The sequence below is a fragment of the Streptomyces sp. NBC_01571 genome, assembly GCF_026339875.1.
Classification (GTDB): domain Bacteria; phylum Actinomycetota; class Actinomycetes; order Streptomycetales; family Streptomycetaceae; genus Streptomyces.
In genome coordinates this window covers 6,397,704-6,424,479 of the sequence record NZ_JAPEPZ010000001.1, presented here as the reverse complement: position 1 = coordinate 6,424,479, position 26,776 = coordinate 6,397,704, and the positions used below count along the sequence as shown (strand labels likewise).

The 26,776-nt window shown below is 70.0% G+C and carries 22 protein-coding genes and 3 pseudogenes; 14 read left to right on the top strand and 11 right to left on the bottom strand.

Translation table 11 applies throughout. The annotated features are described in order from the left end of the window. Positions 1 to 3: 3 nt before the first annotated feature. Positions 4 to 1,158, bottom strand: a complete 1,155-nt coding sequence (locus tag OHB41_RS29090) for a cystathionine gamma-synthase (protein WP_266701063.1) — start codon at positions 1,156 to 1,158, stop codon at positions 4 to 6. Between the two features lie 243 nt (positions 1,159 to 1,401). Here OHB41_RS29090 and OHB41_RS29085 point away from each other — a divergent pair, with 243 nt between their 5' ends. The 3 genes from OHB41_RS29085 to OHB41_RS29075 all read left to right on the top strand — a co-directional run bounded on the left by OHB41_RS29085 (position 1,402) and on the right by OHB41_RS29075 (position 5,948). Next, a complete protein-coding gene (locus tag OHB41_RS29085; RefSeq protein WP_266701062.1) occupies positions 1,402 to 2,520 on the top strand; it encodes a hypothetical protein in 1,119 nt (372 codons plus the stop codon). A 121-nt stretch (positions 2,521 to 2,641) separates the two neighbouring features. Beyond that, positions 2,642 to 3,316: a peptide-methionine (S)-S-oxide reductase MsrA gene (msrA, locus tag OHB41_RS29080; RefSeq protein WP_266701061.1), complete on the top strand. Its 675-nt coding sequence runs from the start codon at positions 2,642 to 2,644 to the stop codon at positions 3,314 to 3,316. Positions 3,317 to 3,515: 199 nt separating this feature from the next. Next, positions 3,516 to 5,948: a SpoIIE family protein phosphatase gene (locus OHB41_RS29075; protein WP_266701060.1), complete on the top strand. Its 2,433-nt coding sequence runs from the start codon at positions 3,516 to 3,518 to the stop codon at positions 5,946 to 5,948. Positions 5,949 to 6,063: 115 nt separating this feature from the next. Here the strand turns inward: OHB41_RS29075 and OHB41_RS29070 are convergent, their stop codons facing one another. Further along, positions 6,064 to 7,044 (bottom strand): epimerase, encoded by a 981-nt coding sequence (locus tag OHB41_RS29070; protein ID WP_266701059.1) that lies wholly within the window; start codon positions 7,042 to 7,044, stop codon positions 6,064 to 6,066. A 303-nt stretch (positions 7,045 to 7,347) separates the two neighbouring features. Between OHB41_RS29070 and OHB41_RS29065 the strand changes: the two genes are divergently transcribed. Beyond that, entirely contained in the window at positions 7,348 to 7,632 is a 285-nt protein-coding gene (locus OHB41_RS29065; RefSeq protein WP_266701058.1) for a hypothetical protein, read from the top strand. Positions 7,633 to 7,871: 239 nt separating this feature from the next. Next, complete coding sequence (locus OHB41_RS29060) at positions 7,872 to 8,771, top strand: phosphotransferase family protein (RefSeq protein ID WP_266701057.1); 900 nt, start codon at positions 7,872 to 7,874, stop codon at positions 8,769 to 8,771. A gap of 259 nt (positions 8,772 to 9,030) precedes the next feature. Here the strand turns inward: OHB41_RS29060 and OHB41_RS29055 are convergent, their stop codons facing one another. After that, complete coding sequence (locus OHB41_RS29055) at positions 9,031 to 9,417, bottom strand: VOC family protein (RefSeq protein ID WP_266701056.1); 387 nt, start codon at positions 9,415 to 9,417, stop codon at positions 9,031 to 9,033. A 72-nt stretch (positions 9,418 to 9,489) separates the two neighbouring features. Beyond that, positions 9,490 to 10,437, bottom strand: coding sequence for a hypothetical protein (locus OHB41_RS29050; protein WP_266701055.1), 948 nt, complete (start codon positions 10,435 to 10,437; stop codon positions 9,490 to 9,492). Positions 10,438 to 10,577: 140 nt separating this feature from the next. On the opposite strand from OHB41_RS29050, the gene OHB41_RS29045 reads away from it, so the two are divergent. Both OHB41_RS29045 and OHB41_RS29040 read left to right on the top strand, forming a co-directional pair. After that, complete coding sequence (locus tag OHB41_RS29045; RefSeq protein ID WP_266701054.1) at positions 10,578 to 11,684, top strand: serine hydrolase domain-containing protein; 1,107 nt, start codon at positions 10,578 to 10,580, stop codon at positions 11,682 to 11,684. Positions 11,685 to 11,735: 51 nt separating this feature from the next. After that, positions 11,736 to 11,963, top strand: a pseudogene (locus OHB41_RS29040) (DUF4291 family protein); the annotation flags it as partial. Here OHB41_RS29040 and OHB41_RS29035 read toward each other — a convergent pair. From OHB41_RS29035 to OHB41_RS29025, 3 genes and pseudogenes are all read right to left on the bottom strand, one after another. Continuing rightward, positions 11,957 to 12,550: a DUF4291 domain-containing protein gene (locus OHB41_RS29035; RefSeq protein WP_266701053.1), complete on the bottom strand. Its 594-nt coding sequence runs from the start codon at positions 12,548 to 12,550 to the stop codon at positions 11,957 to 11,959. The pseudogene OHB41_RS29040 and the gene OHB41_RS29035 sit on opposite strands and share 7 nt — an antisense overlap. 117 nt (positions 12,551 to 12,667) lie before the next feature. After that, a complete protein-coding gene (locus tag OHB41_RS29030; protein ID WP_266701052.1) occupies positions 12,668 to 13,441 on the bottom strand; it encodes a hypothetical protein in 774 nt (257 codons plus the stop codon). Positions 13,442 to 13,570: 129 nt separating this feature from the next. Further along, positions 13,571 to 14,197, bottom strand: a pseudogene (locus tag OHB41_RS29025) (restriction endonuclease); the annotation flags it as partial. Between the two features lie 256 nt (positions 14,198 to 14,453). On the opposite strand from OHB41_RS29025, the gene OHB41_RS29020 reads away from it, so the two are divergent. The 4 genes from OHB41_RS29020 to OHB41_RS29005 all read left to right on the top strand — a co-directional run bounded on the left by OHB41_RS29020 (position 14,454) and on the right by OHB41_RS29005 (position 17,943). Next, entirely contained in the window at positions 14,454 to 15,131 is a 678-nt protein-coding gene (locus OHB41_RS29020) for a TetR/AcrR family transcriptional regulator (protein ID WP_168529939.1), read from the top strand. A 114-nt stretch (positions 15,132 to 15,245) separates the two neighbouring features. Then, positions 15,246 to 16,151 carry an ABC transporter substrate-binding protein gene (locus tag OHB41_RS29015; protein WP_266701051.1) on the top strand — a complete coding sequence of 302 codons (906 nt, stop codon included), beginning with the start codon at positions 15,246 to 15,248 and terminating at the stop codon, positions 16,149 to 16,151. 386 nt (positions 16,152 to 16,537) lie between these two features. Continuing rightward, the gene (locus OHB41_RS29010; RefSeq protein WP_168529937.1) at positions 16,538 to 16,831 is read left to right on the top strand and encodes a muconolactone Delta-isomerase family protein; all 294 of its coding nucleotides are present in this window, start codon (positions 16,538 to 16,540) and stop codon (positions 16,829 to 16,831) included. Positions 16,832 to 17,052: 221 nt separating this feature from the next. Next, on the top strand, positions 17,053 to 17,943 hold the full coding sequence (locus OHB41_RS29005) for an NAD(P)H-binding protein (RefSeq protein WP_266701050.1): 891 nt from the start codon (positions 17,053 to 17,055) through the stop codon (positions 17,941 to 17,943). A 294-nt stretch (positions 17,944 to 18,237) separates the two neighbouring features. Here the strand turns inward: OHB41_RS29005 and OHB41_RS29000 are convergent, their stop codons facing one another. Next, on the bottom strand, positions 18,238 to 19,551 hold the full coding sequence (locus OHB41_RS29000) for a vanadium-dependent haloperoxidase (protein ID WP_266701049.1): 1,314 nt from the start codon (positions 19,549 to 19,551) through the stop codon (positions 18,238 to 18,240). 347 nt (positions 19,552 to 19,898) lie between these two features. Between OHB41_RS29000 and OHB41_RS28995 the strand changes: the two are divergent. The 3 genes and pseudogenes from OHB41_RS28995 (at position 19,899) to OHB41_RS28985 (ending at position 23,436) form a co-directional block, all read left to right on the top strand. Continuing rightward, positions 19,899 to 20,460, top strand: a pseudogene (locus OHB41_RS28995) (DUF4291 family protein). 436 nt (positions 20,461 to 20,896) lie between these two features. After that, positions 20,897 to 21,817, top strand: a complete 921-nt coding sequence (locus OHB41_RS28990; protein WP_266701048.1) for a DUF5829 family protein — start codon at positions 20,897 to 20,899, stop codon at positions 21,815 to 21,817. Positions 21,818 to 22,143: 326 nt separating this feature from the next. Further along, positions 22,144 to 23,436 (top strand): alkaline phosphatase, encoded by a 1,293-nt coding sequence (locus OHB41_RS28985; RefSeq protein WP_266701047.1) that lies wholly within the window; start codon positions 22,144 to 22,146, stop codon positions 23,434 to 23,436. A 160-nt stretch (positions 23,437 to 23,596) separates the two neighbouring features. On the opposite strand, the gene OHB41_RS28980 is transcribed toward OHB41_RS28985, so the two are convergent. The 3 genes from OHB41_RS28980 to OHB41_RS28970 form a co-directional block, all read right to left on the bottom strand. After that, positions 23,597 to 24,811: a cytochrome P450 gene (locus tag OHB41_RS28980; protein WP_266701046.1), complete on the bottom strand. Its 1,215-nt coding sequence runs from the start codon at positions 24,809 to 24,811 to the stop codon at positions 23,597 to 23,599. A gap of 84 nt (positions 24,812 to 24,895) precedes the next feature. Then, complete coding sequence (locus tag OHB41_RS28975; protein WP_266701045.1) at positions 24,896 to 26,287, bottom strand: NAD(P)/FAD-dependent oxidoreductase; 1,392 nt, start codon at positions 26,285 to 26,287, stop codon at positions 24,896 to 24,898. Continuing rightward, on the bottom strand, positions 26,284 to 26,511 hold the full coding sequence (locus tag OHB41_RS28970; protein WP_266701044.1) for a ferredoxin: 228 nt from the start codon (positions 26,509 to 26,511) through the stop codon (positions 26,284 to 26,286). Before OHB41_RS28970 ends, OHB41_RS28975 begins: the two co-directional genes overlap by 4 nt. Between the last annotated feature and the right edge of the window lie 265 nt (positions 26,512 to 26,776).

The following is a 26,776-nucleotide window of genomic DNA, read 5'->3' as shown; positions in this document are numbered from 1 at the left end:
TTCCTAGCCGAGGGCCTGCTGCAGGTCCTGGAGCAGGTCGTCGACGTTCTCGATGCCCACGGAGAGCCGGACGAGGTCGCCCGGTACCTCCAGGGCCGAGCCCACGACGGAGGCGTGCGTCATGCGCCCCGGGTGCTCGATCAGGGATTCGACGCCTCCCAGGGACTCGCCGAGCGTGAACACCTTGGCGCGGTTGCAGACCTCGACGGCCGCTTCCTCGCCGCCCTCGACCTGGAAGGAGACCATGCCGCCGAACGCCCGCATCTGCTTGGCGGCGATCTCGTGACCGGGGTGGTCCGGCAGGCCCGGGTACAGGACACGCGTCACGCGCGCGTGCCGGGTGAGCATGTCGGCGACCTTCGTGGCGTTCTCGCTGTGCCGGTCCATGCGCACCGAGAGCGTCTTGGCGCCGCGCAGCACCAGCCAGGAGTCGAAGGGCCCGGCGACCGCGCCCATCGCGTTCTGGTGGTACGCCAGCTCCTCGCCGAGCTCCTGGTCGCCGGTGATCAGCGCGCCGCCGACGACGTCCGAGTGGCCGCCCATGTACTTGGTGAGGGAGTGCACGACGACGTCCGCGCCGAGCGCGAGGGGCTGCTGGAGGTAGGGGGTGGCGAAGGTGTTGTCGACGACGAGCCGGGCGCCCGCCTCGCGCGCGATCTGCGCCACCGCGGTGATGTCGGTGATGCCGAGGAGCGGGTTGGAGGGGGTCTCGACCCAGATCGCCTTGGTCTTCGGGGTGAGGGCGGCCCGAACGGAGTCGGGGTCGCTGGTGTCGGCCACGGACCATTCCACGCCCCAGCGCGAGACGACCTTCGCGAAGAGGCGGAACGTGCCGCCGTAGGCGTCGTTGGGGATCACCACGTGGTCGCCGGGGCTGAGCAGCGTACGCAACAGGCAGTCCTCGGCCGCCAGTCCGGACGCGAACGCGAGGCCGCGGCGACCGCCCTCCAGGGCGGCGAGGTTCTCTTCCAGGGCGGTCCTGGTGGGGTTGGCGCTGCGGCTGTACTCGTAGCCGCCGCGCAGCCCGCCGACGCCGTCCTGCTTGTAGGTCGAGACCTGGTAGATCGGCGGGACGACCGCGCCGGTCAGGGGATCCGCGGTGTTGCCCGCGTGGATCGCGAGGGTCTCGAAGTGCTGACTGATGTGCCTGTCGCTCATGGGTCCCGAGCGTAGTGCGCCCGCGGGGCTGGTGGCGGCCCGGTCCCGGCCGGGTCGCGGCGCGGCGCACCGGGTGCTGCGCGAGGCGACCGGGCGGGCCCGCGCGGAGCGATCACGCCAACCGGCGCGAGGCGACCGGGCGGGCCCGCGCCGAGCGACCGCACGAACCGGCGCGGGACAGCGGGGCGGGCCCGCGTCCGACCGGGTTGGCCAATTGTCGGACCCGTCTGGTTCGCTTGAGGCATGCAAATTCTCTGGGTCCTGATGGCGCTGGCCCTGTTCAGCCTGGTCCTGCTGCCGGTTCTCAGGCGTCGGCGCGCCGGTATTCAGCTGGTCTCGCCCGGCGACCCGGACGCCGCGGACCCGGCGAACTACGGCTTCCTGCGGCAGGAGGAGCTGGACATCCGCATGCCGGGCCCGGACTCGGATCTTCTCGACGTCCTGGACGTGGTGCAGCACACGCAGGACTACCGCGCCGCCGCGCAGCTCCTGTCGGGCACGGAGACCGCCGGCGAGACGCGCTGGCAGCGGGTACAGGCCTTCGCGGGCGCCGCGTCGCTGGAGTTGCAGCAGCGCCCCGGCGGGGTCAGTGACACGCCGGGCGGCCAGTGGCTTCGCGTGTGGCGGGCCGAAGCGCCCAAGGACGCGGGCGGCGCCGCCGTGCACGCGGAGTTCCTGGTGCAGCAGGCGTGGCGGACGTCGACTCCGGGGACGGACGAGTTCCGGATCATCATGGAGGAGGCGAGGTCGGCCTGCGGCGAGGCGGCGCTGCTCTCCCCCGGTGACCCGATCCCGTACATCGTCGAGCTGTCGGTGGCCCGCGGTCTCGCCTATCCCCAGGCGGAGTTCGAGAAGCTGTGGCTGAAGATCCTGGACCGCGCGCCCTCCCACATGGGAGCGCACCTGGCGGCCCTCCACTACTGGTGCGAGAAGTGGCACGGCTCGCGTGAGGTGGCGTACTCGTTCGCGGAGGCCGCCGCCGCGCGCGCCCCGCAGGGGTCCCTGCTCGCGGCCATGCCCCTCTTCGCGGTCTTCGAGCACCTGCCCGAGGTCAACCTGGTCCGCAGCTTCTACCAGAGCGAGGTCGTCACCAAGGCGGTCCACGGCGCGCTCTTCGCGGTGCACGCGGCCCGCCCGGACGACCCGATGCTGGCGCACGTCCGCCATCTCCTGGTGTTCTTCCTGGTCCGCGGCGAGCGGTGGGCGGAGGCCATGAACCAGCTGGTGCACGTCGACGGCTACGTCGGCGCCCTCCCCTGGACCCTCACCCCCGACCCTGCGGCGGACTACGCGGTGTACCGCGCGCTGGCGGTGGCCGGGTACGAGGCGAACGGGGGCAGTCCCGCGTCTCTCCCCCGCTGAGGCGGAGCGCCGAGCGAGCACCGGGAGCCCCGGCCGGAACGGAATGCCGGCCGGGGCCCCCGCGTTGTAGGCCGCGGATCCCACCCCCCGGCCTCGTACCCCGTGACCCCGTGGAGACCGCATGTTCCTGTACAGCCGCACCCCACAGCTCCCGACCGCCGAGCAGGCCCTGTCCGGACGGTCCGAGCCGATCTTCACGGTCCCCGACCGGCACACGGTCCTCGGCACGCCCCTCCTCGGCCCCTACCCCGAGGGCCTGGAGATCGCCGACTTCGGCCTGGGCTGTTTCTGGGGCGCCGAGCGCAAGTTCTGGCAGCTGCCGAAGGGCGTGTACACGACCCTCGTCGGCTACCAGGGCGGCTTCACCGAGAACCCCACCTACGAGGAGGTCTGCTCGGGCCTGACCGGCCACACGGAGGCCGTCCGCGTGGTCCACGACCCGGCCGAGGTCTCGTACGGGGAGCTGCTGAAACTCTTCTGGGAGTCCCACGACCCGACCCAGGGCTTCCGCCAGGGCAACGACTCCGGCACGCAGTACCGCTCCGCCGTCTACACCCACACCCCGGCCCAGGCAGCCGCCGCGAGCGCCTCCCGCGAGGCCTACCAGAAGGTCCTCACACGCTCGGGCCACGGCACGATCACCACGGAACTCCTCCCGGCGGAGGGCCGCACCTTCTATCCGGCGGAGGCGTACCACCAGCAGTATCTGCACCGCAACATCGACGGCTACTGCGGGATCGGCGGGACCGGTGTGTCCTGCCCGATCGGCGTGGCCGAGGGGGCCGACCGGCCGTGACATTGATCGTCAGCGGCGCGGTGCCACGGCCGAGGCGTCCCGCCGGGACGACGAACGTGGCCCCTCCGTCGCCTGCGTCGTCACCCTCACCGAGGGTCACCGTGTCGCTCCTGCCGAACCGCCGGCCGGGGCGAACGGGAGAGTCGCGGACGGGGACCGCAGGGAGGACCATCGAAGCCATGTAGGCAAGGTGGTGGGTATGGGGATGCCGTCGATGCATTTCAGCGAGAGCCCCGAGGATCCGTTCGCCCTGGAGCGCGGTGCCTCGGCCGTGCTCGACGATCGGGGCGCCGTGGTCGGCTGGAGCGCCCGCGCCCAGGAGCTGCTGGGTTATCCGGGCAAGGAAGTGCTCGGACGGATGTGGCAGGACCTTCTCGTGGACGCCCGTGACCTGCCGGTCGTGCGGTCCGTCGTCATGGACGCCATGCGGACGGGAGGCTGGTTCGGGGTCCTGCCCGTCCGACACCGCGACGGGCGACGGGTGGAGATGGGTTTCCGGGCCCGCGCGATCACTCGGGACGGGGACGCCCGGGAATGGTTCCTGGTCGGGGCCCCCGCCGCGGAGGTCATCGCCTGGCAGCGGGACCGTGCGCTGCTGGACGGCCTGTACCACCGGTCCCCGATCGGTCTGGTGGTCCATGGCCCGGACCGGAGAGTGATCCGGGTCAACCGCGCGGTCGAAAAGGCGAGCGGTGTCCCTGCCGAGGCGCCGGTGGGCCATCGCCCCAGCGAATTCATGGTCGACGAGGACGCGGGTCCGGCCGAGGAACGGGTACGGCACGTCCTGGAGACCGGCGAGCCGTTGATCTTCACGGAGCAGTCGGCCCGGGCACGCCATGATCCGGGTCGGGAACGGATCGTTTCCGTCTCGGCGTTCCGGATGGAAGACCCCGCGGGCCGGGTCCTCGGCGTGGCCGAGACGATCGAGGACGTGACCGACCGCCACCGGGCCCGGCGCAGGCTCGCCCTGATGAACGAGGCGAGCGCCCGGATCGGAACCTCACTGGACGTGGCACAGACGGCCCGGGAGCTTGCCGAGGTGGCCGCCGACGGCCTGGCCGACTACTGCTCCGTGGACCTCCTGAAGCCGGTGACACTCGGTGGCGAGCCACGCTCCGGTATGACAGGTGCGCTGCTCCGCGTGGCCCTCTCGCCGCCGGAACCCCGGGTGCCGTACCAGGAGGGCGAGGTGGTCCCGCTCCTTCCGGAATCCCCGCAGGCGCGGTGCCTCGCCGAGCGCCGCCCGATTCTCGAACGGCTGCTGTCCCTCCGGCCCGAGTGGTACGCCATGGACCGGCGGCGGATCGAGATCGCCATGGGTCTCGGCGTTCACTCACTGATCGTGGTGCCCTTGGTGGCTCGCGGCCTGGTACTGGGCGTGGTCAGCCTGTGGCGCGTGCGTCATTCGGAGCCTTTCGAGGACGACGACGCCGCGGTGGCCCACGAGCTCTCCTCGCGTGCGGCCGTCTGCATCGAGAACGCGCGCCGCTTCACCCAGCAGCAGAGCGCCGCGCTGACTCTGCAGCGCAGTCTGCTGCCGAGCGCGGCGTCCGACCTGCCGGCGGTGGAGGTGGCCTGCCGATACCTCCCGGCGAGCGGTGAACCGGGCATCGGCGGTGACTGGTTCGACGTGATCCCGCTGTCCGGGGCCCGGGTCGCACTCGTCGTGGGCGACGTGGTCGGCCACGGGATCCACGCCGCGGCCTCGATGGGCCGCCTGCGCGCCGCCGTGCGCACTCTGGCCAGCCTCGACCTGGAACCGGACGAGGTGGTGGCGCGGCTGGACGATCTGGTCAGTCTGCTGGCCGCCGAGCTGGAGGCGAACGCCGGCGACGGGCCCACGGTGGAACAGATGCTCGGGGCCACCTGTGTGTACGCGGTCTACGATCCGGTCTCCCGGCGCTGCTCCCTGGCACGCGCCGGCCACCCGGCGCCGGCGGTGTCCACCCCGGACGGCGAGGTGACCGTGCTCGACCTGCCCGCCGGTCCGCCGCTGGGTCTGGGCGGGCTGCCGTTCGAGACGTACGACCTCGACCTCCCCGAGGGCAGCCTGCTCACGCTCTACACCAACGGTCTTCTGGAGGCGCGCAACAGCGACGTCGACGCCGCGCTGGAGCGCCTGCACGAATGCCTCACCCACACCGACGATTCCCTGGACAGCACCTGCCGCGCCGTGGTCGAAGCGCTGCTGCCGAAGGAACGCCTCCCCACCGACGACGTCGCGCTGCTCATCGCCCGCACCCGGGTGCTCCCACCACAGGATGTCGCCACATGGCAGCTGCCCCTGGAGGCGACCGCCGCTGCCCGTGCCAGGGAGCTGACCACGGCGAAACTGACCGAATGGGGGCTGGAGGAAATGGCCTTCACCACCGAGCTGGTCGCCAGCGAACTCGTCACCAACACCTACCGCTACGCGGCCGGCCCCGTCACCCTGCGCCTCATCCGTACGCACAGCCTGATCTGTGAGGTGTCGGACGCCAGCCACACCTCCCCGCACCTCCGGCGGGCCCTCAGCACGGACGAGGGCGGACGCGGGCTCTTCCTGGTCGCGCAGCTCACGGAGCGGTGGGGCACCCGTTACACCCACGACGGCAAGACCGTCTGGACGGAACAGCCTCTGCCGCACGCATGACCCGCGACCAACGCGACGAAAGCGTGGCCCGTTCCGCCAGGCCCTGTGCGATGTTCGGCCTTCGGCGGCAGGAGCCGATTACCCAGGCGGTTTCGCGTGACCGGCGTCGGAGACCTCAAGTCGTCCCGGCCTCCGTCGGCCCCGGGTCCGGCAGACGCGCCGGCCTGGCCCGCCGCACGAGGGACGTGGCGGCACTCTGCCACTCGGGACAGGCGAAAGTGAACCCGGCTGAGCGCAGCCGGCCCGGCACCACCCGACGGCTCTTGAGCAGCAGCTCCGTGTCCGAGCGGAGCGCGAACGCCCCCAACTCGGCCATCCAGCGCGTCGCCGGCAGCCCCAGCGGGACGCCCCAGGCCGTGCGCAGCGCCCGCATGAAGTCGCGGTGTGGAAGGGGGCCGGGCGAGGCGAGGTTCACCGGCCCGTCGAGGTCGTCCCGGGCGATCAGGAACTCCACCGCTCGCACGAAGTCCTCGTCGTGGATCCAGGAGACGTACTGCGCGCCGCCGGCCACCGGACCGCCCAGCCCGAGTCGCACCAGTCGTGACAGTACGTCGAACACGCCGCCCCGATCCGGGCTCATGACCATCGCCGAGCGCAGCGCCACCTTGCGGGTCGCGGGAGTCGGCGCCTCGGCCTGCGTGCGCTCCCAGTTCTTCGCGATCTCGACGCTGTACGCCCAGTAGTCCGGCACTCCGTCCTCCGAGCCTCCGATCACTCCGGTCGCCTCGTCGTGTGCCGCGTCGAAGCGGTGGGCGTAGACCGTCGCCGTACTCATCTGCAGCCAGACGCGTGGTGGCCGCGCGGCGGCGGCGATCGCCTCGCCGACCACCCGCGCCGAATCCACGCGGGAGTCCATCATGGCTCGCAGGTTCTCGGCGGTGTAACGGCAGGAGACGCTGTGCCCGACCAGGTTGATCACGACATCGCAGCCGTCGACCGCCGCGGCCCAGCGGCCGAGCGTGGCCCCGTCCCATCCGATGTCGTGCGCCCGCACGGGACGCCGGGTCACCACCGTGACCTCGTGGCCGGCCGCCGTCAGCGCACGGTCGAGAATCGTGCCCACCTGTCCGGTTCCCCCGGGCAGCACTACCTTCATCGAACCCCCTGGGCTTCGCTCGACATCAGCGTAGCTCTTATTTTTGAACGCGTTCAACACGGGAGTCCGGTGCACCGGCCGAGGCCGGACCGCTCCACGTCGATGGCGTCTCACGGCAGATCTGCGCAGGGCCGGGTGTCCCGGCCGGGTGTCCGGGCCGGGTGTCCGGGCCGGCGGCCGCCGTTCGGATCACCCGAGGCGACCCTTCAGGTGATTGCCGGGCGCCTCATGAGCCAGGCAGCCGTCGCAGGGGTACGACGTCTCGGCAGAGGACGAACCCAGAACGCGCTGAGGAGCCTGGCGATGTACGCAGCAGTCCGGCGGTACGAAGGGGTGACCGACGCGGCCGAGACCGCGCGTCTCGTGAACGAGGGGTTCGTGCCGCTCATGCGCCAGGTCTCCGGCTTCGTGGCCTACTACTGGATCGATGCCGGGGACGGAGTGATGGTCTCGACCAGCGTCTTCCAGAACCAGGCCGGTGCCGACGAATCGAACGCGAGGGCTGCGGACTTCGTGCGCGACAACCTTGCGTCCCTGCTCCCCAACCCTCCCCGGGTCATGGCCGGCGAGGTGGTGGCGTCCGCATGACAGCGTTCGGGCCCGGCACACGAGTTGGCCCCCACGCTGTACCGGCCCGCCGTGCCGACACGGTCGCCCCGCACAGCGTCGATCCCGCGAGACGCTTCGGCCGGGAAGAGCGCTGTGAACACCGCTCGACGTGCGCACCGCCTTCGTCTCCATGGCGTGTGGGATCGTCCGCCCGATGACCGCCGCCGGCCTCATGCGATCGATTGATGCCGATGGATACCGATTGATAAGTTCGGCGGATGACCAGTCGCAGCCGCGACCGCGTCGCGGACGTCCGCAGCGTCGTGGTCACGCACATGCTCGACTATCGGATCGAGTCCGTCGTGCCGGTCGGCGAGGGCCTCGACAACCTGGCGTACGAGGTCAACGGTGAGCTGATCGTGCGCTTCAGCAAGGAGCCCGACCCGGCCCGGCGGACCGCCCTGGTCGGCCGTGAGGCCCGCCTGCTCGCTGCCGTCGCCGGCATCTCGCCGCTGCCCGTCCCCGAACCGACGTTCACGGTCGCGGAGCAGGGATGTCTGGCCTACCCCAAGCTCCCCGGCACGTCACTGTTGGACATGTCGCGGCACCAGCGATCGGCCCACGGCACGTCGATCGCCGCCACGCTCGGCGAGCTGCTCACCGCGCTGCACACCGTTTCGGTCGACCGGCTGGCCGATCTGGTGGAAGCGGACCACCAGCCGCTGGCCGAGTGGCGACAGGACGCCGCGGAGAACTTCGTGACGGTGGCCGGGCAGGTACCGCAGGCGCACCGCGGACCCGTCGAGGCGTTCCTGGATGCCGCACCACCGCGCGACGGATACTCCCCGGTGTTCTCCCACAACGATCTGGGGATCGAACACGTTCTCGTCGACCCGGTCACGTGGACGGTGACCGGGATCATCGACTGGAGCGATGCGGCTGTCGTCGATCCGGCCCACGACTTCGGGCTGATCCACCGCGATCTCGGCCCCGCCGCCGCCCGCGCCGCCATCAGCAGCTGTCGAACCGGCGCCGACGACCTCGCGGCGCTCCACGAGCGCGCCGTGTTCTATGCCAGGTGCAGTGTCTTCGAGGACCTGGCACACGGCATCGAGACGGGACAAGGCAAGTACGTCGACAAGAGCCTTGCCGCGCTGGATTGGCTGTTTCCGGCCTAAGGGCTGTCCCGTGATCCCCGGCGGGCGCACGACGACAGCCACGGCACCTCGCCGCGTTGTCGGATCGCCCGAATACACCCAGTACGAGGACGACCCTCCGCCTTGCGATGCACCGCATCCGACGCCGCGCGCTGATCCACCGGGGATTACGGGACAGCCCTTAGGCGCCTCGTCTCAACCCAGCGGCCGAGGACGTCAACCCCCGTGCGTGGCACCGGCGCCCGTCACGCGTGGCCGCCGGAGGGCTGGACGCACGTGGTCAGAGAGGCTGGAGCCGGGTGCGCAGGAGGCAGAATTCGTTGCCCTCCGGGTCGGCCAGGACGTGCCAGGTCTCGGTGCCGGTCTGGCCGACGTCGACGGGCGTTGCGCCGAGCGCGAGCAGCCGCTCCAGCTCGGCGTCCTGGTCGCGGTCGGTGGCGTTGACGTCGATGTGCAGGGGGAGCTTCCGCCCGGTCCGCGGCTCGCTGTTGGGGCTGAGGACGAGGGTGGGCTGCGGGCCGCCGAAGCCGGCGTCGGGCGGCCCGATCTCGATGCTTCCGTCGTCCTCCCGGCCGAGTTCGACGTAGCCGAGGACCTCGCTCCAGAACGCGGCGAGCCGGTCGGGGTCGGCGACGTCGAGGACCAGCTCACTGATGCGGCATGCCATGCCCGTCAGTGTACGGAGACGGCAGAGCCCCGCTCCGGGCTCGGCCCGCCGGGTTCCGCTCGCGAGGCGTTCCTACTGGCCGTGGCTCCCGGATCCCTTGAGATAGGTCAGCCGCGCTCGGTCGCGTTCGGTCGTCAAGTCGAGCGCGACCACGGGGTGGCGGGACCACACAGGTGCGCCGTCGATCCACGGCACGAGCACGGCGACAGGTCGGAGCGGGCCGTGGACGTCCGCGACGCCCGCCGGTGGAAGTCGTCGCGCCTGCCGCTTCTTGGCCAGCCGCAGAAGCATCGGCGGAGCCCCGTCCGGATCGCCGTGGGCCCGGTACAGCACCAAGTACGCCTCGCCCGCGTCCTGTTCACGCAGCAGCAGCCAGCGCATCGGGCGTACGTCCTCGCTGACGGCCACGCGGGCGAGACCGCGGGCGAGCCGCGCTTCGAACCCGAGGGTCAGCAGGCCGCAGGCCGAGCCCACGAGGAAGAACCACCCGTGGCCGGGTCCGCCGAAGAGGTGCAGCACGCCGCCGAATCCGACACACGCCATGACGACGGTCGAGGCGGCGATGCCGGGAAGGGCGAAAGCGCTCAGCAGGCCGCGGTCGCGCCACCAGGCCAATCTCCCCCGGCTGTCGGTGACGGGCTGGGGCGGTCGCTGCCGTACGGCCTCGGCCGTGGAGCGCACAGCCGCTTCGAGGAGGGCGTCATGGGCGAGTTCCGCGGCAGGCAGGGGCGCCTCCCGCGCACGCCGGACGGCGGTCCTGCGACGACGCTCCCTCCTCGACCCGGGATCCAGCCTGCGGACCAGTCCGACCCAGGCCGCGACGCCCGTCAGCAGGCCGCCGAAGAACATCATGATCCAGGCGAGGTCACCGGCCTCCGTGCCGCCACCGAACCCCTCGAAGCAGCCCACCGCCACGCCCGGGGCCGCGATGAGCAGGCCCACGACACCGACACGCAGCAACCACTTCTCAGGCGCTACGGCGGCCGGACCCACAGGCGGGACGTCCCAGCGCTCGGCCATGCCCCTCCTCGTCTCATGCGTCGCACATCAGACGCGTGGGTGCGCCGGACAGTTGCACGGACTCTCGTACGTTCCCGAGCCGGTGAACGAGGCCGGGAATTCGGTTGCCCCGGCGGGCGGTTGCGGGCTAGAAACCACGCATGGCCGACATCCAGGGCTCGTACGACGACCTGTTCACCGCCGTGCCCCGCGCGCTGTCCGCGTTGCTGGACGAGGGGGACGCCGGCGCCTCGGTGGCCGTCTTCGTGGACGGCGAACCGGTGGTGGACGTCTGGGGCGGGTTCGCCGACGCGGACCGCACGATCCCATGGCAGCGGGACACGATCACCAACACCTGGTCCGTCACCAAGACGATGACGGCGCTGTGCGCACTGGTCCTCGCCGACCGTGGCGAGCTCGACCTCGACGCGCCGGTCGGCCGGTACTGGCCCGGGTTCGCCAGGGCGGGCAAGGAGAAGGTGCTGGTGCGGCACCTGCTCGCGCACACCGCGGGCCTGCCCGACTGGGACGGGCCGATCGAGGAGCTCTACGACTGGCCGTCCGCCACGGCACGTCTGGCCGCGCAGACTCCGCGGTGGGAACCGGGAACCGCGGCCGGGTACCACTCGCTCACCCAGGGGTTCCTCGTGGGCGAGGTCGTACGCCGGATCACCGGCCGCAGCCTGGGCGAGTTCTTCGCCCAGGAGGTGGCCGGACCGCTGGGCGCCGACTTCCACATCGGGCTGGCCGCCGAGCACGACCACCGGGTGGCAGCCACGATCCCGCCCCCTTCCCAGGACGAGGACTACGCCGCGAGCGCGCCCAGCAGCAAGGCGGCTCCCTCCGCCGCCACCCGGGTACGGGTCCGTGACGGCAACAGCGTGGCCTGGCGTCGTGCGGAGATCCCCGCGGCGAACGGCTTCGGCAACGCCCGCTCGGTCGGCCTCGTGCAGTCGGTGATGGCCTGCGCGGGAGCTGTGCGCGGGACACGGCTGCTGTCGCGGGCGGGCTGTGACCTCGCGAGGCAGGAGCAGTTCAGCGGCGAGGACCGGCTCCTGGGCACGCCCATGCGCTGGGGCCTGGGCTACGGGCTGTTCGACAGCATCTACGGGTGGGGCGGCTGGGGCGGTTCCCTGGTCGTCATCGAACCCGAGGGCCGTATGACGGTGGCCTACGTGACGCACCAGATGCGCGAACCCGCGGCCGACAACCGCGGGCTGGAGATGGTGATGGCCGCCTACGACGGGCTCAAGGGTCTGCGGGCCTGATCCGTCATGCCCCCCGAATTCGCCGGCAGCCCGGACGCCACGCCGTACGCCATGGAAGAACCTCGTCGCGCAATCCGTGCGGTCTACGGGGAGTCCACGGTCACCGTCTGCCAGGCGTACTCGCCGGAGATCGGCCTGCCCGCCGTCCGGGAAGGCCGTTTCCCCGCGGCGTGGAAGCGGGACAGGATGACGTGGATCATCAAGCCGCGTTCGCAGACGTTTGCCGCGATGTGGCTTGTGGGTGGTCCCGGCGGTTGTGCTCCTGTTGCCGGTCAGGAACTCAGGTGGGCCAGGATCTCTTCGCCGGCGGGGTATCCCTGCTCCTGAGGAAGTAGTCGGCTCGCCGCGTCCAGGTCTCCGTCCTTGACGAGTGCGTGGACCTCGTGGGCGAGCGGGGTCACGTCACTGATGGAGACGATCCACTCGTCCGCGTACCGCGTCGACGCCTCGCCCGAGAGCCCCAGTTGCAGCGAGCGGTACGGCAGGGGACGCAGGCGCAGATCGCGTTCGGGATCCCACTGGACGCGGGCCGGCGCGCGCTTGAGGTCACGCTGCCAGGCGCTGCGATCGGGATGCAGTCCGCGGACGTAATGCGACAGGCAGGCATGGCGCAGCGCCCAGTCGAATCCGTCGCGGGTGATCTCGACGGCGAGGACGGTCTCCTGACCCTCCTTCATGCCCCAGCCGGAGCGGTACATCATCCACATAAAACTGGGTTTAATCCACGTCATGCGGTCAGGCTTCCAAGCGGCGGGGAAACGGCCTTTGCGGGCGGCGGGGCCGCCTATCTCCGGGCGGTAGGCCTGGTAGACGGTGATCGTGGACGCCGTGTGGAGCGCGCGGATCCTGCGGTGCGGTTCTTCCATGGCGTACAGCGTGAGCCCGGCCGGCTCAGGCGACCACCGAATTTTCGACCGCTGACAGACGTGACGGAGCACGCTGGCAGCAGGCAGCCGCCCGTACTGGCCAAGTGGCGTCCGACGTCAGAACGGGGGTTCCTCCGTACAGCCACCAGTCCAAACGTCACGGACGTACCGAACGCGTGCGGCAACGTCAGCGGGACTCTCCACGGCAGCGATGTCGTAGATCCAGTTCTTGAGTGCGTCCAGACAGCGGTTGCGGTTGTAGCGGTTGGTACTTGTAGCGAGGAGGTGATGGATGCGGCGTCCAAGTTCGTCTCTGTGGCCAATGAGGGCAGGATGCTCAGTCAAGGGGATGGCGGCGACGACCGCGGCCTCACGAACAGCAGTGTCTTCGTGGCCCAGGTAAGCTGAAACGGCACGGTAGAACGTGGGGCGGTGGTCCAGAAAGACACGCATTTCTGGATAGTCGTCGAGGTCGTCACCTTCGAAGTGACGCTCGGCGATGGCAAGGCACTCGTCGTCGGCGTCGTAGGCGAGTGATCCAAGCCAGTCCAGCAGGGCCGCCCTCACCGGACAGTCTCTTTCCGAGTCAGCCCGACGGCCAGGCCCGACGGCCGCCGTCGCGGGGTGGGCGAGGATCGCGGCCACGTACAGCGCCACGGGGAGCGTGGCTTCGTAGAAGCTGTTCTGATGACATACCGGCTCCAGCTCGCTGATGGCCCGGATCTGAACCGTCGGGTCGGCATCGAGAAGGCGGGGCAGCGTGGCCGACAGAAATCCGCCGTTCCCTCTCGCGGTGCCGAGTGAGGCCCAAGCCGTGCCCTCCAACAACGACTGGTGATGGGGCAGTTCATCAGGCGTCAGATCGCTAGTCTGCTGGTTCTCGCTGGTCACGAGGCAAAGGCTACGACGTACGCCCAGGATTTAGCATCGGGCCTCGTGTGCGGCCAGGGATGTGTGACGCCAGCTCGCAAAAGGACTATGAACACGGCTTGACGTGGATCATCATGCAGCGTTCACAGACCTCAGACACAGCTGGCTGCTGCGGGTCGGTGCCGGATCCAGCGCGTCGACGTCCACACCGCCGTCGTTGGAGCGCTGGGTCGTGACCGCCTGCATCCCCATGGCCCGGAAGAGATCGGCGACGAGATCCTCGAAGGCGATCGGATCCATGTCGTACAGGTCAGGTTCCTCATCGCTGCCATGCGCGACCACACGGTTCCCGACATCCTGCGGCCGACGACTCGGCCGTACCGGCGAGAGTTGGTCCGGGCGGGCCGAGAGCTGCCCGCGGAGTGCGTCGGCCAGACGACTGCTCGCGTCCACCTGCGCCAGGTGCAGGCCACGGAACATCGAGACCGAGGCCATCACGGTCGCCAGGTGGATCTGGCCACGCCGGCCCGTCGTAGGGTCATGCCCATCCACGAACCCGTTCAGTGTCACCGACTCGAGCGCGCCCAGCTCATCCGCGGCGAAGAGCTCGTGCAGAACGAGAAGCACGCACTGCGCGAGCACCTCCCGGTACAGGGCGCGACGCCGGCCCACTGGGCGCGCGGTCTCCTTGTCCTGGTCGGTCCCAGACACGTATCGAACGGACTTGACGTCAGGGACCACGCTGTAGCCGGGCAACTCCCAGTCCAGCACCAGCTGTCCGGTGCGATCGAACACGGTGACGAACTTCTTGAGGCCCAGGAGACGGAGCCCGGAAGAGGATCATGAGCGAGGCTGGACGTGGGGTCGTCAAAGCGCGTTCACAACCACCTGCACCGCTGGGCCCACAGGAAACCAGCAGGTCAAGCGGACACTTTCGTGGAGATCGCGGACAGAACACGCGTTTCCTGACGGGCTACAAGCCCAAGTCCGCGTGTCTTGACAGTGCGAGGGACGGAAGCCCAATCTGGAAACTATGGAAACCCAACGAGGTTCGGAAGTTTCCGATCGAGATCGGCAGCGTGCCAACGTGATCGCGGAAGCGGCTGGGCGACTGTTCTTCGCTTCGGGTTTCGCGGGGGTGAGCATGGACGACCTCGCGCGCGAGCTCGGGATGAGCAAGAAGACCATCTACCGCTACTTTCCGGACAAGCGCAGCCTGCTGGCCGAGGTACTGGATCGGAAGTTCGCGGCGGTGGAGAGCAGACTGCGGGCGGTCGAGGAGGCAGAGGCACAGCCGTTCGGCGTGCGGGTCGAGCAGTTCCTGATTGCGGCAGGCAGTGAACTCGAACGGATTGGCGCGGCTCAGCTCGCAACTGGACGGGGCGATGCGATGCTGCGCCACTACGTAGAGCAGCGCATGGACGCGGTGGTCTACAGGCGGCTCGACGAGCTGTTCCGGGAGGCACACCTGCGAGGACTGCTGTCGGCGCCGCCCGAACTGCTGAGTGAGATCACCCGAGGCGCATTGGAGCGGCTGGTCACTTCACAGTTGCCGCGCGAGCTCCACTGGACAGCGGCCGATCTGCTGCGAGCGACCGTCAACACTGTTCTCTACGGGGCGATCCGTCCTGCGCACAGCGGCGTCGCCGAGGAAGTGCCCCGAGCGGTCGTTCCAGCGGCCCGCGACGACGAGTACGAGGTGAGCCCGTAGCCGGGGCAACCGGCCAGGGTATTCCTCGGCCCGCTGCGGGTTGCTGCGCGTGTCCTTGCTGCGTACGGGATGGCAGGGCCCATCCAGCACACCTTCACACATAGGGAAGCCTTCATGCACATGATCGATCTCGCCTACGTCGGGCGGGGCCCGCACGAGGAACTGGTCACCTACATTGCCGATCAGGAGGACTTCTACGCCGAAGAGGGCGTCCACGTGGCCCTGCGCGACGGCTGCACCTGGGATGCAGAGCGACTGCGCCACGGTGCAGTCATCGGGCTCGGCCGGACATTGCTGTCCCGATTGAGGGATGACATCCCCTGGGTCGCACTCAATGTGAACACCTACCGTCCCCTGTTCTGGTTCCTCGCCCGCCCCGGCCTGACCTCGCTGGCAGACCTGCACGGCCGACGACTGGCGGTACACCCCCCGCACACAGGACCTGGCTGCTTCACCCGGATTGTGCTGCGCCAGGCCGGCCTCGACCCGGACCGAGACGTCCAGACCATCGTCCGCTGGCCCGGCGACTACGGCATGGACCTGCGCGGATTGCAGGACGGCAGCATCGACGCCGCTGTGATCGGCGACACCATGGCACCGGCGGCAGTGGCCGGCGAGCACGGCTGGCGGGTACTGGCCTTTGTCGGCGACCACTTCCAAATCCCCACCGTGGGCGTGGCCGTCGACCCCACCTACACCAAGCCGGACGATCCCGCAGTCCAGGCCGTTGTACGAGCCCACCGGCGCGCCCTGCAGGTGATCCACGACGATCCCGACACCACAGTGCGACACCTGCACACGTTCCTTGGCCGACACACCACGGAAGAAGTCCGGGCCCATTACGAGGCGTTCATCGCACCGGCCTTCACCACCGATGGCCAAGTCGACCTCGCCATCGGCATCAACGCAATCACGGCGATCTCTGCCGAACTGGGAGTCCCCGCCACGTTCACGGCAGCCGAGTTCTACCGCACCGCAACCACCACCCCCCAGGCGAGCCCGCCCGAATACGTTCAGTGATCGCGAGTGGCCGGTGCGGGGTCGGCCTGCCCGACCCGGGCCTCGAAGTCGCGCGACACGCTTAAGCGGCGGGTTCCGGGTCGCCGTGCCCTAATCCCAAGATGGCGCGCCGTGTTGTCGCCCGTCCTGGCGGGTTGATCACAGGGCCGTCGACCGACTCGATAGCCAGTGACTCGGCCCATAGAGCCGCTAAGCCTCCTCGTGCGAGACGTCCACGATATCGCGACGGCCGGCGCGGGCAGTGCCCGCTCGGACGGCTCGGAGGCAATACCCCTACCACCGGCCAGGTGCGAGCCAGGCGTTCGCCGAGAGCCTCCAGCAGGCGGTCGCGAAATCTTGCATCCCCTCCCGAAGAAATCCCCTGAGAAGCAAGAGAGGAAAAGAAGATGATGGAGTTTTTGGTGGAGGTGACCGTCAACGTGCCTGAAGGAACCGACCAGGCAGAAGTCGACCGTCGCCGCGCCGCCGAAGCTGTGCGAGCCAAGGAGCTCACCGCCGGAGGTCACCTGTCCCGGCTGTGGCGCACGGCCGAGGACCCTCGCGTCATCGCCATATGGCGCGCCGACAACGAGATAGAGCTGCGTGAGAAGGTCCTCGGAAGTCTGCCGCTGTGGCCTTGGGTCACCGCGGTGATCACCACCCTGCAGCCGCATCCCAACGATCCGGGCCTGGCCGGCTGACTTTCCGGTGCGGTGGCCCACCGCCCCGGCTCGGTGCGTCGCTCACGGCTGCCGCACCGAGCCGGGAGTCGGCCGGTGACGGAGCCGCAGGACGCGCATGCGGGTGAACTGCCGCGCGATCGTACAGCGGAGGAGGGAATCTACCGTATCGACACTTCCGCCAGATTTGATAGGAATCACGGGTGCCGCAGTCGACATCGGCCCCAGAACAAGGGAAATTCATGTCTGACAAGCATTACGCCACGGTGGCGGTCACCGGAGTGACCGGAGCACTGGGCAGCCGGATCGCGGTCCGCCTCGCCGACCGTGGCGTCCCCCAACTCCTCGTCGGACGCAGCCCCGACCGCATGCCCGACCTGCCCGGCGCACAGCGACGCGGTCCCGCCGGCTACGGCGACGCCTCGGCGATGCGCGAGGCGCTGGAGGGTGCCTCGACGCTCATCCTGGTCTCCGGACACCGCACGGGAAGCCGGCTGGAGGAACACGCCACGGCGGTCGAGGCCGCGATCGCGGTCGGCGTGGACCGGGTCCTGTACGTGTCCCTCGTCGGCGCCTCGCCCACCGCCACCTACCTGAACGCCCGCGACCAGTGGCTGACCGAACAGTTCCTGGCCGGAGCCGGGATCCGCCACACGGTGCTCCGGGCGGGCTTTTACACGTCGACACCGGCCGCCCTCGCCGACAAGGGATTCGTCGTCAGCGGCCCCGCGAGCACCGGCCGGGCCGCCTTCGCCACCCACGAGGACATCGCGGACGTGATCACTGCCGTCACCCTCGACGAGCGTCCCCGCTCCGAGCACGACGGCGCAATCCTGGAGATCACGGGGCCCGAGGCCCTGACCCTCCACGAAGCGGTTACCCGGATCGCCACGGCCACCGGCCGACCCTACCGCTTCGAACCAGAGACCCTTGAGCAAGCCTTCTCGCGGCGCTGGCGGCAGGGCATGAGCGGGGAACAGATCGAGACCTGGATCTCCTGGTACCAAGCAATCGAGAAGGGCGAGATCTCCTCGGTCACCGACGTCGTCCCCCGGCTCACCGGCTCACCGGCGACCCCGATCTCCGACGCGGCCTGGTGGCCGTCACCGAACACCGCGCGTGGCACCCCCTGAGCTCAGGCAGACGCGACGACTGAGTATTCACCGCTCCGCTGGACCCCTTGGCGTCGTACCGGTCGTCCTGAACATGTCGTAAGGCACCTGGATCAGGAAGCAGCCGAACGGGCACCTCCGCGCAAAGGACTATGAACACGGCTTGACATGGATCATCAAGGCGCGTTCACGGCCTTTTCCCTCTGTCGGAAGTGGCCGGCCCCTGCAAGCAAAAGGTCTCCCCGCTGATCCAGTGCTCGAGGCAGGATCCGCAGAGGACCCGGCTCGACGCCGGGTCCTCTGCGGCTCCGTGGTTCAGTCGGTGTCGTCGCCGCACTCCGGCTCGGCGACGCTGCCCTGCCGAGCCGCTCGGGTCGGCAGGGACCGCTGGGTGCCGTCCTTGGCGACCGGCTGGAAGTAGTGGTCCAGCGCCCAGGCGGCCACGCGGGTGCCGGCCCGGCAGCCGACCACGTCCGCCGTGCGGGAGTGGACGCCGCCCCACACACGCGCGTCGACGACGTCCTGGTTGAGGTCGTCGGCGGACCCGTAGAACCGCGTGGTGCCGGTGACCTCGGAGGGGACGTGGAGGTCGATGTGCGAGGTGCGGAGGACGCCGGTCAGGGCGCGTGCCACGGCGGCGGCGACGGTCGTATGGCCGGCGACGTAGTCCGGGTGTGGCGGGGTGAGGAGCAGCGGCTCCCAGGCCGGGTCCGCCGTCGTCGCGGGGTTGCCGTCGGTGTCGGCGAGGCGGATGGCAGTGATCGGCCGCCAGGTGCCGTAGTGGAGCTTGGCGTCCCATGCCGTGACGACGGCGTCGGTCGCCGACGCGTTCACCGCGGCGAACAGCCGGGCCGTCTCGGCGATGCCGAGCCGGTGCCGGGCGGCGTGGTCCCGTACGGCGATCTGGACCTGTTCGACCAGGTTGCCGCTGAAGAAGAGGGCGGTCTCGGTCTGCTGCGCGCTCCTGCTCGAGCCGGTCTTCACGCCCATGGTCTTCAGTTCCCGGACATCCTCGGCGTAAGCGGCCGAGGAGAGGGCGGGTGGTCCGCCGGGCCGGAACTGCTGCGGGGAGGCGAGCAGGAGGGGGCGGAGCCTGGCGAGCCAGGTGTCGATGAAGGGCTGGAACGCGGGAGGGGTGGGCCGCCAGACTCCCGGTGCCGGGGAAGCGGTGAACGGAACGTCCGCGAACCTTCCATCCCCTTCCCGGAGTTCGATGATGCGGGCGGCGGCGCGCTTTCCGTAGTCCACGCCCTGGTCTCTGGTATGACCGGCCGGAAGAGCGGCGAGCGAGTCCGCGTAGGCGGTGTCGAGCCGCTCCTTGAAGGCGGGGAAGTAGGTGAGCAGCATGTCGTGGGCCGCGGTGGCGGCGGCCGCCGCGGAGGATGCCTTGGCCGGACCGCGCTGGTGCCATTTGTACAGGGCGTAGCCGCCTTCGATCCCCACCACGGCGTTGTACACGGCGACGGAGACGAATCCCTCCCAGATCACTGCCTGCCCGGAGGGGCGTGGGCCGAGGCTGGTCTTGATCGTGTCGGTGGCGATGGCGTTCCACTCGCGGACCACGGCTGCCGGGTCCGCCGCGGTCCGGGTGTGCGCGTCGGGGGGACTTGTCGCGGCGGTGAGCGTCACGAGGGCGATCGCCGCGACGGCGCAGATGAATCCCCGGGCACGTGAACGCGGAGGAGCGGGAAGAGGGGGCTCTTGATACACAGCGTCCTCCATGGAGTCGAGTGCCCAAGGCTTAGCAACGGCCCACTGCGCGAGCAAGACAACTCGCCGCGAACCGGACAGGCCCATGGTGCCCTCGAACGCCTCACCGCCCGTTACAAGGAGATCGCCGGACGGACCCTGCGCCCACCTCCGGCCCCGGCGAACCGCGCCGCAAGGGGCAGGGTCGCGAACCTGCTCGCCGGCCTCGACTCCGAGGGCGACCAGATGCTCCCGCTCGCCTTCGACATACGGCGCAGTCGAAGGCCATCTGCCGAGGAGCTGCGCGCCGCCGCAGGAGGTCCCCCGATCCGTTGGACGTGCGCCCGGTCGATGGGTTGGCGTCAAAGGTCTGTGAGCAAGGCTTGACATGGATCAAGCCGGGCTTTCTGTGGATGATGTACCGCTCCGGCTGGGGGTCGAAGGAGGGTCAGGAAACCGTTCTGGCCGTCGAGATCACCCGTGAGGGCTTCGAGTGGGCGCTGCGCCACGCGTGCCTTTCGCACCGTGCACGCGGCCTGTACGAGAACCAGGCCGCCTGGAAGCGGGAGTTGAAGCGGGCGCCCGCGCGCGTGCAGTGGGACCCCGAGCGGGACCTGCGGCTGCGGCCCTTGCCGTACCGGTCCCCGCAACTGGGCCTCTCGGGTGGGGCGGCGCGACGCTACGCGGACGAGTGGACGATCGCCGTCCGCGACGTCGCCCCACTCGCCCACGAGGTCCACGCCCTCGTCAGCGGCGGCGACCTGGACTCAGCCGCCCGGCCGCCCGGCTGCTGCCCCCGGAGGGCTTCACACCGGCCAGGACGAGCTCATCGCCCACCTGCATGGATGAGGAATGGGCTGACCCGACCTCCCGCCCTAGGGCCGGTCCGTGCGACAGCTGAATCGCTTCCCAGCGAGCCGACCGGGAGGAACAACACGCGACGGCCTTCTGGTTCAAAAGGGGGTCGGATCGGATCCTCGGACAGCCGAGCAGAAGCGGCGCTGGTGGCGACGACGCGGGTGACGTCGTACGGCACCAGGGCTTCCGGAGGCCGGGCGTCGGAAGGGACGGTCCGCGTCAGCGATGTGACGCCGCTCGCCCGCGCCCCGCACCCGCACCCGCACCCGCACCCGCACCCGCACCCGCACCCGCACCGAACGGCCGCCGGCGAGCTACACCTCGGTGTAGGTCAAGGTGTGGTCATTTCAGGCTGGTTCGAAAGGAGCGGCAACCGCGCGCTCCCCGCCCTACGATCCCCCGCATGCTGATTCGCCGGACATTACGGATGATCACCTTGCTCGCTGTGACCCTCGCCGGTGCGATCGGGGGTGGCGTGGGGACGGCGCAGGCCGAGCAGAACCGGTCGTCGCACGATCGGCAGTTGCTGTTCTTCAACCACTCCTACGGTGTGTTCGACCGGGAGACCGCCGACGCCATCGAGCACTCCGACTATCTGCGGGACTTCGCCAACTTCCAGGTCCGCACCACCACCGGTACCGACGGTCAGACCTGGACCGGTCGTTATCTGATGGGCCACGAGACCTACCTCGAGCTGCTGGGGGTCGGTGACGTCGCCGGCCAGGACGGCACCCTCGGCTCCGCCGGGCTGGGCCTGTCGACCGAGCGTGCCGGAGACCTGGCGACGGTCACGGAGCGCCTGAAGGACGAGGGCGTCGCTGACCCCGTCGAGTTCCTCCAGACACGTGACTTCGGTGACGGCGTCCCCGTTCCGTGGTTCGACGCCGTCCTCACCACCGCCGAGTACGACGCCTTCGGAACCTGGGCGATGGAGTACCGCCCGGAGTACTTCGCCGACCCGCGCGGCAACACCGAGCCGGCGGGTTTCCCCGGTGACGTCGGCCGGGAACGCTACCTGTCCGACGACTACCGCAACCATCTGATGCGTGACGTGACCTCCGTCCGCCTCGCGGTCACCGAGGGCGACCTCGCCGACACCGTGCCGCTGCTCCGGGCCGGCGGGTTCGCCGTCCGGACCGTGCCGGACGGTGGCGTCGTCGCGGAGCGTGGCGGCACCGCGATCCGGTTCGACGCCGTAGCGCGCGACGACGCGGGCCTGCAGCGGATCGAACTGTCGCTCAACCGGCCGGTGAAGGACCGTCACGTTGAACGGATCGGTCACTCGAAGCTCGTCGTCGGGCCGGGTGACCACGCCGTGTGGACGTTCGGCGACAGCGGTGCCGAGTAGACCTGCGGCCCGCGGGGCGCGTCCTCGACGAGGGCGCGCCTCTGGCCTGTCCGCGCCCATGACCGGGCAACCCCGGACCGGTGACGACCTGCGACTTCGGGCGGGCAGGGGCGTGACCTTGCCGAGGTGTGAGAAGGGCGGGAGCCCCGGCGCGGGGTTCGCCCTCGCGTGACCTGTTCGGACAAGTTTAGGACGCGCCGGACCTGCGCCTTTACCTGCCGCTGAAGATCTCGTCGCGTACTGGCCATCTGTTCTTGGTCAACCTCCCCCCAAAGAACCTTATGTTCACGGTCAAATGATGGGCAAGAACAGCAATGGAGGACGTTGTGTCCCTGGATGCCCGTAGGGCTCGGCGGTTCGCCGCTCCCGCAGCCGCCGCAGTCGCCGCCGCCGTCGTGACGATGGTGGTCAACCCGACGCTGGGCGCGTCGGCCTCGGCTCCGCAGGCCGCGGCCAAGGCCAAGGCCCCGACCGCCAAGAACGTCATCTTCATCAACGGCGACGGCATGGGCGCCGCCATGCGTCAGGCCGCCCGTCTGCACCTGGCCGGCCTGGGTGGCCAGCTCGCGATGGACAAGCTCCCCGTCTCGGGCCAGCTGACCACGGAGCCGGACGACCCGAAGGCCGTCGTCACCGACTCGGCCGCCGCGGCGACCGCGTGGGCCACCGGCGAGAAGACCTACAACGGCGCGATCAGCGTCGACGTGGACGGCAACCCGCTCGCCACCCTCGGCCAGCAGGCCAAGGCGGCCGGCAAGGCCACCGGTCTGGTCACCACCGCGCAGGTCACCGACGCCTCGCCGGCGGCGTTCTTCTCCAACACCGCCAACCGTTCGGCGCAGGACGAGATCGCCCGCCAGTACATCGAGGTCAGCAAGCCCGACGTCATCCTGGGCGGTGGCGAGGACTGGTGGCTGCCCGCGGGCAGCGCCGGCGCGTTCAAGGACCAGCCCGCCGAGGACCCGTCCGAGGCGAGCAAGGGCACCAAGGGCGACCTCATCAAGAAGGCCAAGAAGGCCGGTTACTCCTACGTCAACAGCGCGGACCAGCTCAGCCGCGCCAAGGGCGGCAAGCTCCTCGGTCTCTTCGCCAACGAGGAGATGTTCCAGCAGCGTCCCGAGGGCCAGGGCGACGTGTACAGCCCGGTGGTCGGTCTCTCCACCATGACCAGCAAGGCCCTGGGCACGCTGGACAAGAACAAGAAGGGCTTCTTCCTCATGGTCGAGGAGGAGGGCACCGACGAGTTCGCGCACTCCAACAACGCCACCCGCACCCTGCAGTCCATGCAGGAGCTGGAGAAGGCCGTGGCCGTGGCCCGCGCGTACGTCGCCACGCACTCCGACACCCTGCTCGTCATCACCGGCGACCACGAGACCGGCGGCCTGGCCGTCGAGGAGTCGGACGCCGCCGACGAGTCCGGTGACGCCATCTCCGCCGAGGACGGTCCGTTCAGCATCCGCGGCAGCGAGAAGAGCTTCTACGTCGACTGGACCACGTCCGGTCACACCGGTGTGGACGTGCCGGTGACCGCGGCCGGCCCGCTGTCCGACCGTTTCACCGGCAAGCACCCCAACACCCACGTGTACGACGTGCTGCGTCAGGCCCTGACGCGCCGCTGAGCCACACACTGACAGCGGGGCCCCGGGGCGTGATCGCCCCAGGGCCCCGCTTTTGTCACTGCACGCGGCGGCGGCCGCGTCGCCACGGAGTGCTCGGTGCTCCACAGCCGGCGCTCAGCACGCAGCCCTCAGTACTCCGTGCTCCGCGCCCGTCGCCGGCTCAGCTCTGCTCGACGTGCAGATGGACGGGGCCCCGCAGGACGGGGCTGGGCCGGTACGGCGGCGGGTCGACGAGCAGCCTGGGCTGTTCGAGGCGGCGTGCCAGTTCGGTCAGTGCGATCTGGGTCTCCAGCCGGGCCAGCGGTCCGCCGAAGCAGAGGTGGATGCCACTGCCGAAGCCCAGGTGCTGGTTGTCCCGCCGGTCGGGGTCGAAGCGGTCGGGGTCCACGAAGCGGTCCGGGTCGCGGCTGCCCGAGGCGAGCATGAGCATGATCTGCGAGCCCTTGGGGATGACGGTGTCGCCGATCGCGATGTCGCTGTACGCCGCCCGCCAGGGAATGATCTGTACCGGTGGCTCGTAGCGCAGCAGTTCCTCCACCAGGGGCACCACCAGGTCCCGTTCGGTACGCAGGCGTTGCAGCACCTCGGGGTGGCGCAGCAGCGTCAGCATGCCGTTGGTGATGAGGTTGACGGTGGTCTCGTGGCCGGCGATGAGCAGCAGGTTGGCCGTGCTGATGATCTCCTCGTCGGTCATCCGCCCGTCGGGCCCGTCGTCGTTGGCCAGCCGGGTCAACAGGTCGTCGCCGGGGTGGCCGTGGCGTTCTTCCAGCAGTCCGCCGAGGTACTCCCGCAGGTCCTTGGTGGCCTGCACGCCGTTGTCCAGTTTCTCCGGCGGGTCGGTCCTGGGGTCGTAGTCGATCGACTCGACGATGGCGTTCACCCACACGTGGAACCGCGGTTCGTCCTCGCGTGGCACGCCGAGCAGGTGGCAGATCACGGTGACCGGGAACGGGTAGGCGAAGTCGTCGACGATGTCGATCCGCTGTTCGCCCGCGAAGCCGTCGATCAGACCGCCGACGGTGGCGACCAGCTCGGGTTCCATGCCGGAGACCAGACACGGGGTGTGCGGGGGGCCGAAGTGACGCATGGCCAGGCGCCGCAGGCGGTCGTGCTCGGGCGGGTCGAGGTTGATGAACGACGGCGTGGCGCGTCCCTCGACCGCCGCCATCGGACGCGACAGGTTGCGTACGTCGGAACTCAGGCGCGGGTCGTGGAGTATGCCGGTGAGCTCACGGAAGGTGCTGATGACGTAGCTGCCGTCCTCCTGCAGGGCCACCGGCGTCCTGCGCAGTTCGGCGTAGAGCGGGTACGGGTCGGCCCGGGAGGAATGGTCGAGGATCCGGTGCAGGGTGTCGGGCGTCTCGGTCGTGGTCATGTCGGTTCCCTCCTACTTCCCTCCACCGGGCTTCGTCCTCCCACCGGCGCTCCCACCGGCTTCCTCCCACCTGGCTCCCTCCCGCTACCGGCCCTGCCGCATGACGGTGACGCGCCGTTCGCCCGGGTCGTGCCCGGTGACGACCACGGTGGCGCCCTGGGCGAGCAGCGTGGGGCCGGGGAAGTCGACGGGCACCGGCTTCGCGTCGGCGGGCTGGTCGGGTGTGGGGCAGGGAGGCGGGAAGGGCGCGGCCGTCTCGATCAACTCCCGGTAGTGGTCGAGCCACTTCGCGTTGTTGAAGCTGACCGCCGCGGTGACCCGGCCCTGATAGCCGTACGCGGCGACGAAGCGGCGGTCGGCCACGGATCCCTGGGCGACGACGACCTCGTCGGCGTAGGTCGGTACACCGACGGACTTGATGTTGACGCCGAACTGGATCGACCAGAACGCCGGGATCGACAGGTGCGGCCAGCGGTCCGCCTGGGTGCTGACCATGTTGTGGGCCGCGATCTCGGCCTGTTCCACGGCGTTGGCCCAGTGCTCCAGGGAGATGAACCGGTACTCGTAGACCGGGTTGGGGCTGCGTGCCACGTCTCCGGCGACGAAGATGTCGTCGGTGACCAGGCCGTTGAGGTCGAAGGCGCGGCAGCCCGCGTCGCAGGCGACTCCCCATACGCCCACCGCCAGTCCCGAGTCCCGCAGCCACTCGGTGTTGCGGATGCCGCCGAGCGCCACCACCGCCACCTCCGCGTCGACGGTGCTGCCGTCGGAGAAGTGGGCGCGGCGCAACCGCCCTCGCGCGTCGCCCTCCAACCGGGTGACCTTGACGCCGCAGCGCAGGTCGACGCCGTGGGCGCGCTGCATGTCGGCGGCGACCTCACCGATCATCGCGCCGAGTCCTCCGACCAGCGGGGCCGGCCCGAGTTCGGCGACGGTCACCGGAAGGCCGCGCTCGCGGCAGACGGAGGCGATCTCGGAACCGGTGAAGCCCGCGCCGATGATCAGCACGCGGGAGGGTCCGGCGGCGATCGCCCGCTGCAGACCGTCCGCGTCCTCACGGGTACGGACGACGAACACGCCGTCCAGGGCCGCTTCGGCCTCGACGGGCCAGGGCCGGGCCCGTACCCCGGTGGCGATCAGCATGCGGTCGAAGGGGATCCTGCGACCGTCGGCGAGCCGCACCTGGTCGGCGGCCAGGTCCAGGCCGTCGGCGGGGACGCCCAGGAGCCACTCCGCGTCGATGTCGCACCGACGCGGCAGTGTGGTGCCCCCGGCCGGCACCCATCCGGTGAGTACCTGTTTGGACAGCGGAGGCCGGTCGTAGGGCTCGCCCAGTTCGTCACCGATCATGGTCAAGGAGCCGGTGAAACCTTCGCCGCGCAGGGCCTCCGCGGCGCGCAGTCCCGCCAGTGACGCGCCGACGATCACCACGCGGCCGTCGCGCTTGAACCGCTGCAGGGTGTGGGCGCTGCTCATGACGGTGATGTCCCCACCGACGCGTCCCGCCCTTCCAGCCGGTCGACCAGAATGGCCTGGAGCGGGCAGGCCGCCGCGGCGCGCAGCACCTGCTCGCGCTGGGCGTCGTCGGGGTTGGGGGCGTACATCAGCGCTTCCTCGCCGTGCATCCGGAACGCGTCCGGGGCCAGGAACGCGCACTGGGCGTAGCCCTGACACCGCGACAGATCGACGACAACTCTCATCCCGACCTCCAAATCACGGGGCCGCACGACAGCGGCCGCGGGGCGGCACCCCCAGGGCGCCCACACGGCACCCTGAAGCGAGAGTCAATGCCTTCGAAGAAGGGATACGGCTGTCGCCCGCCCCCGCGCACATGTGGGGGAGCACCACGCTCGTCGAAGGTCTCGGTAGGAGGAACTGGTCATCACGACTGAGGCTCCGGCGTCTGAAACACCGCCCGGAGAACCTGACCTTGCCGTCGAAAAGCCTATCCCGCACCCATCCGGC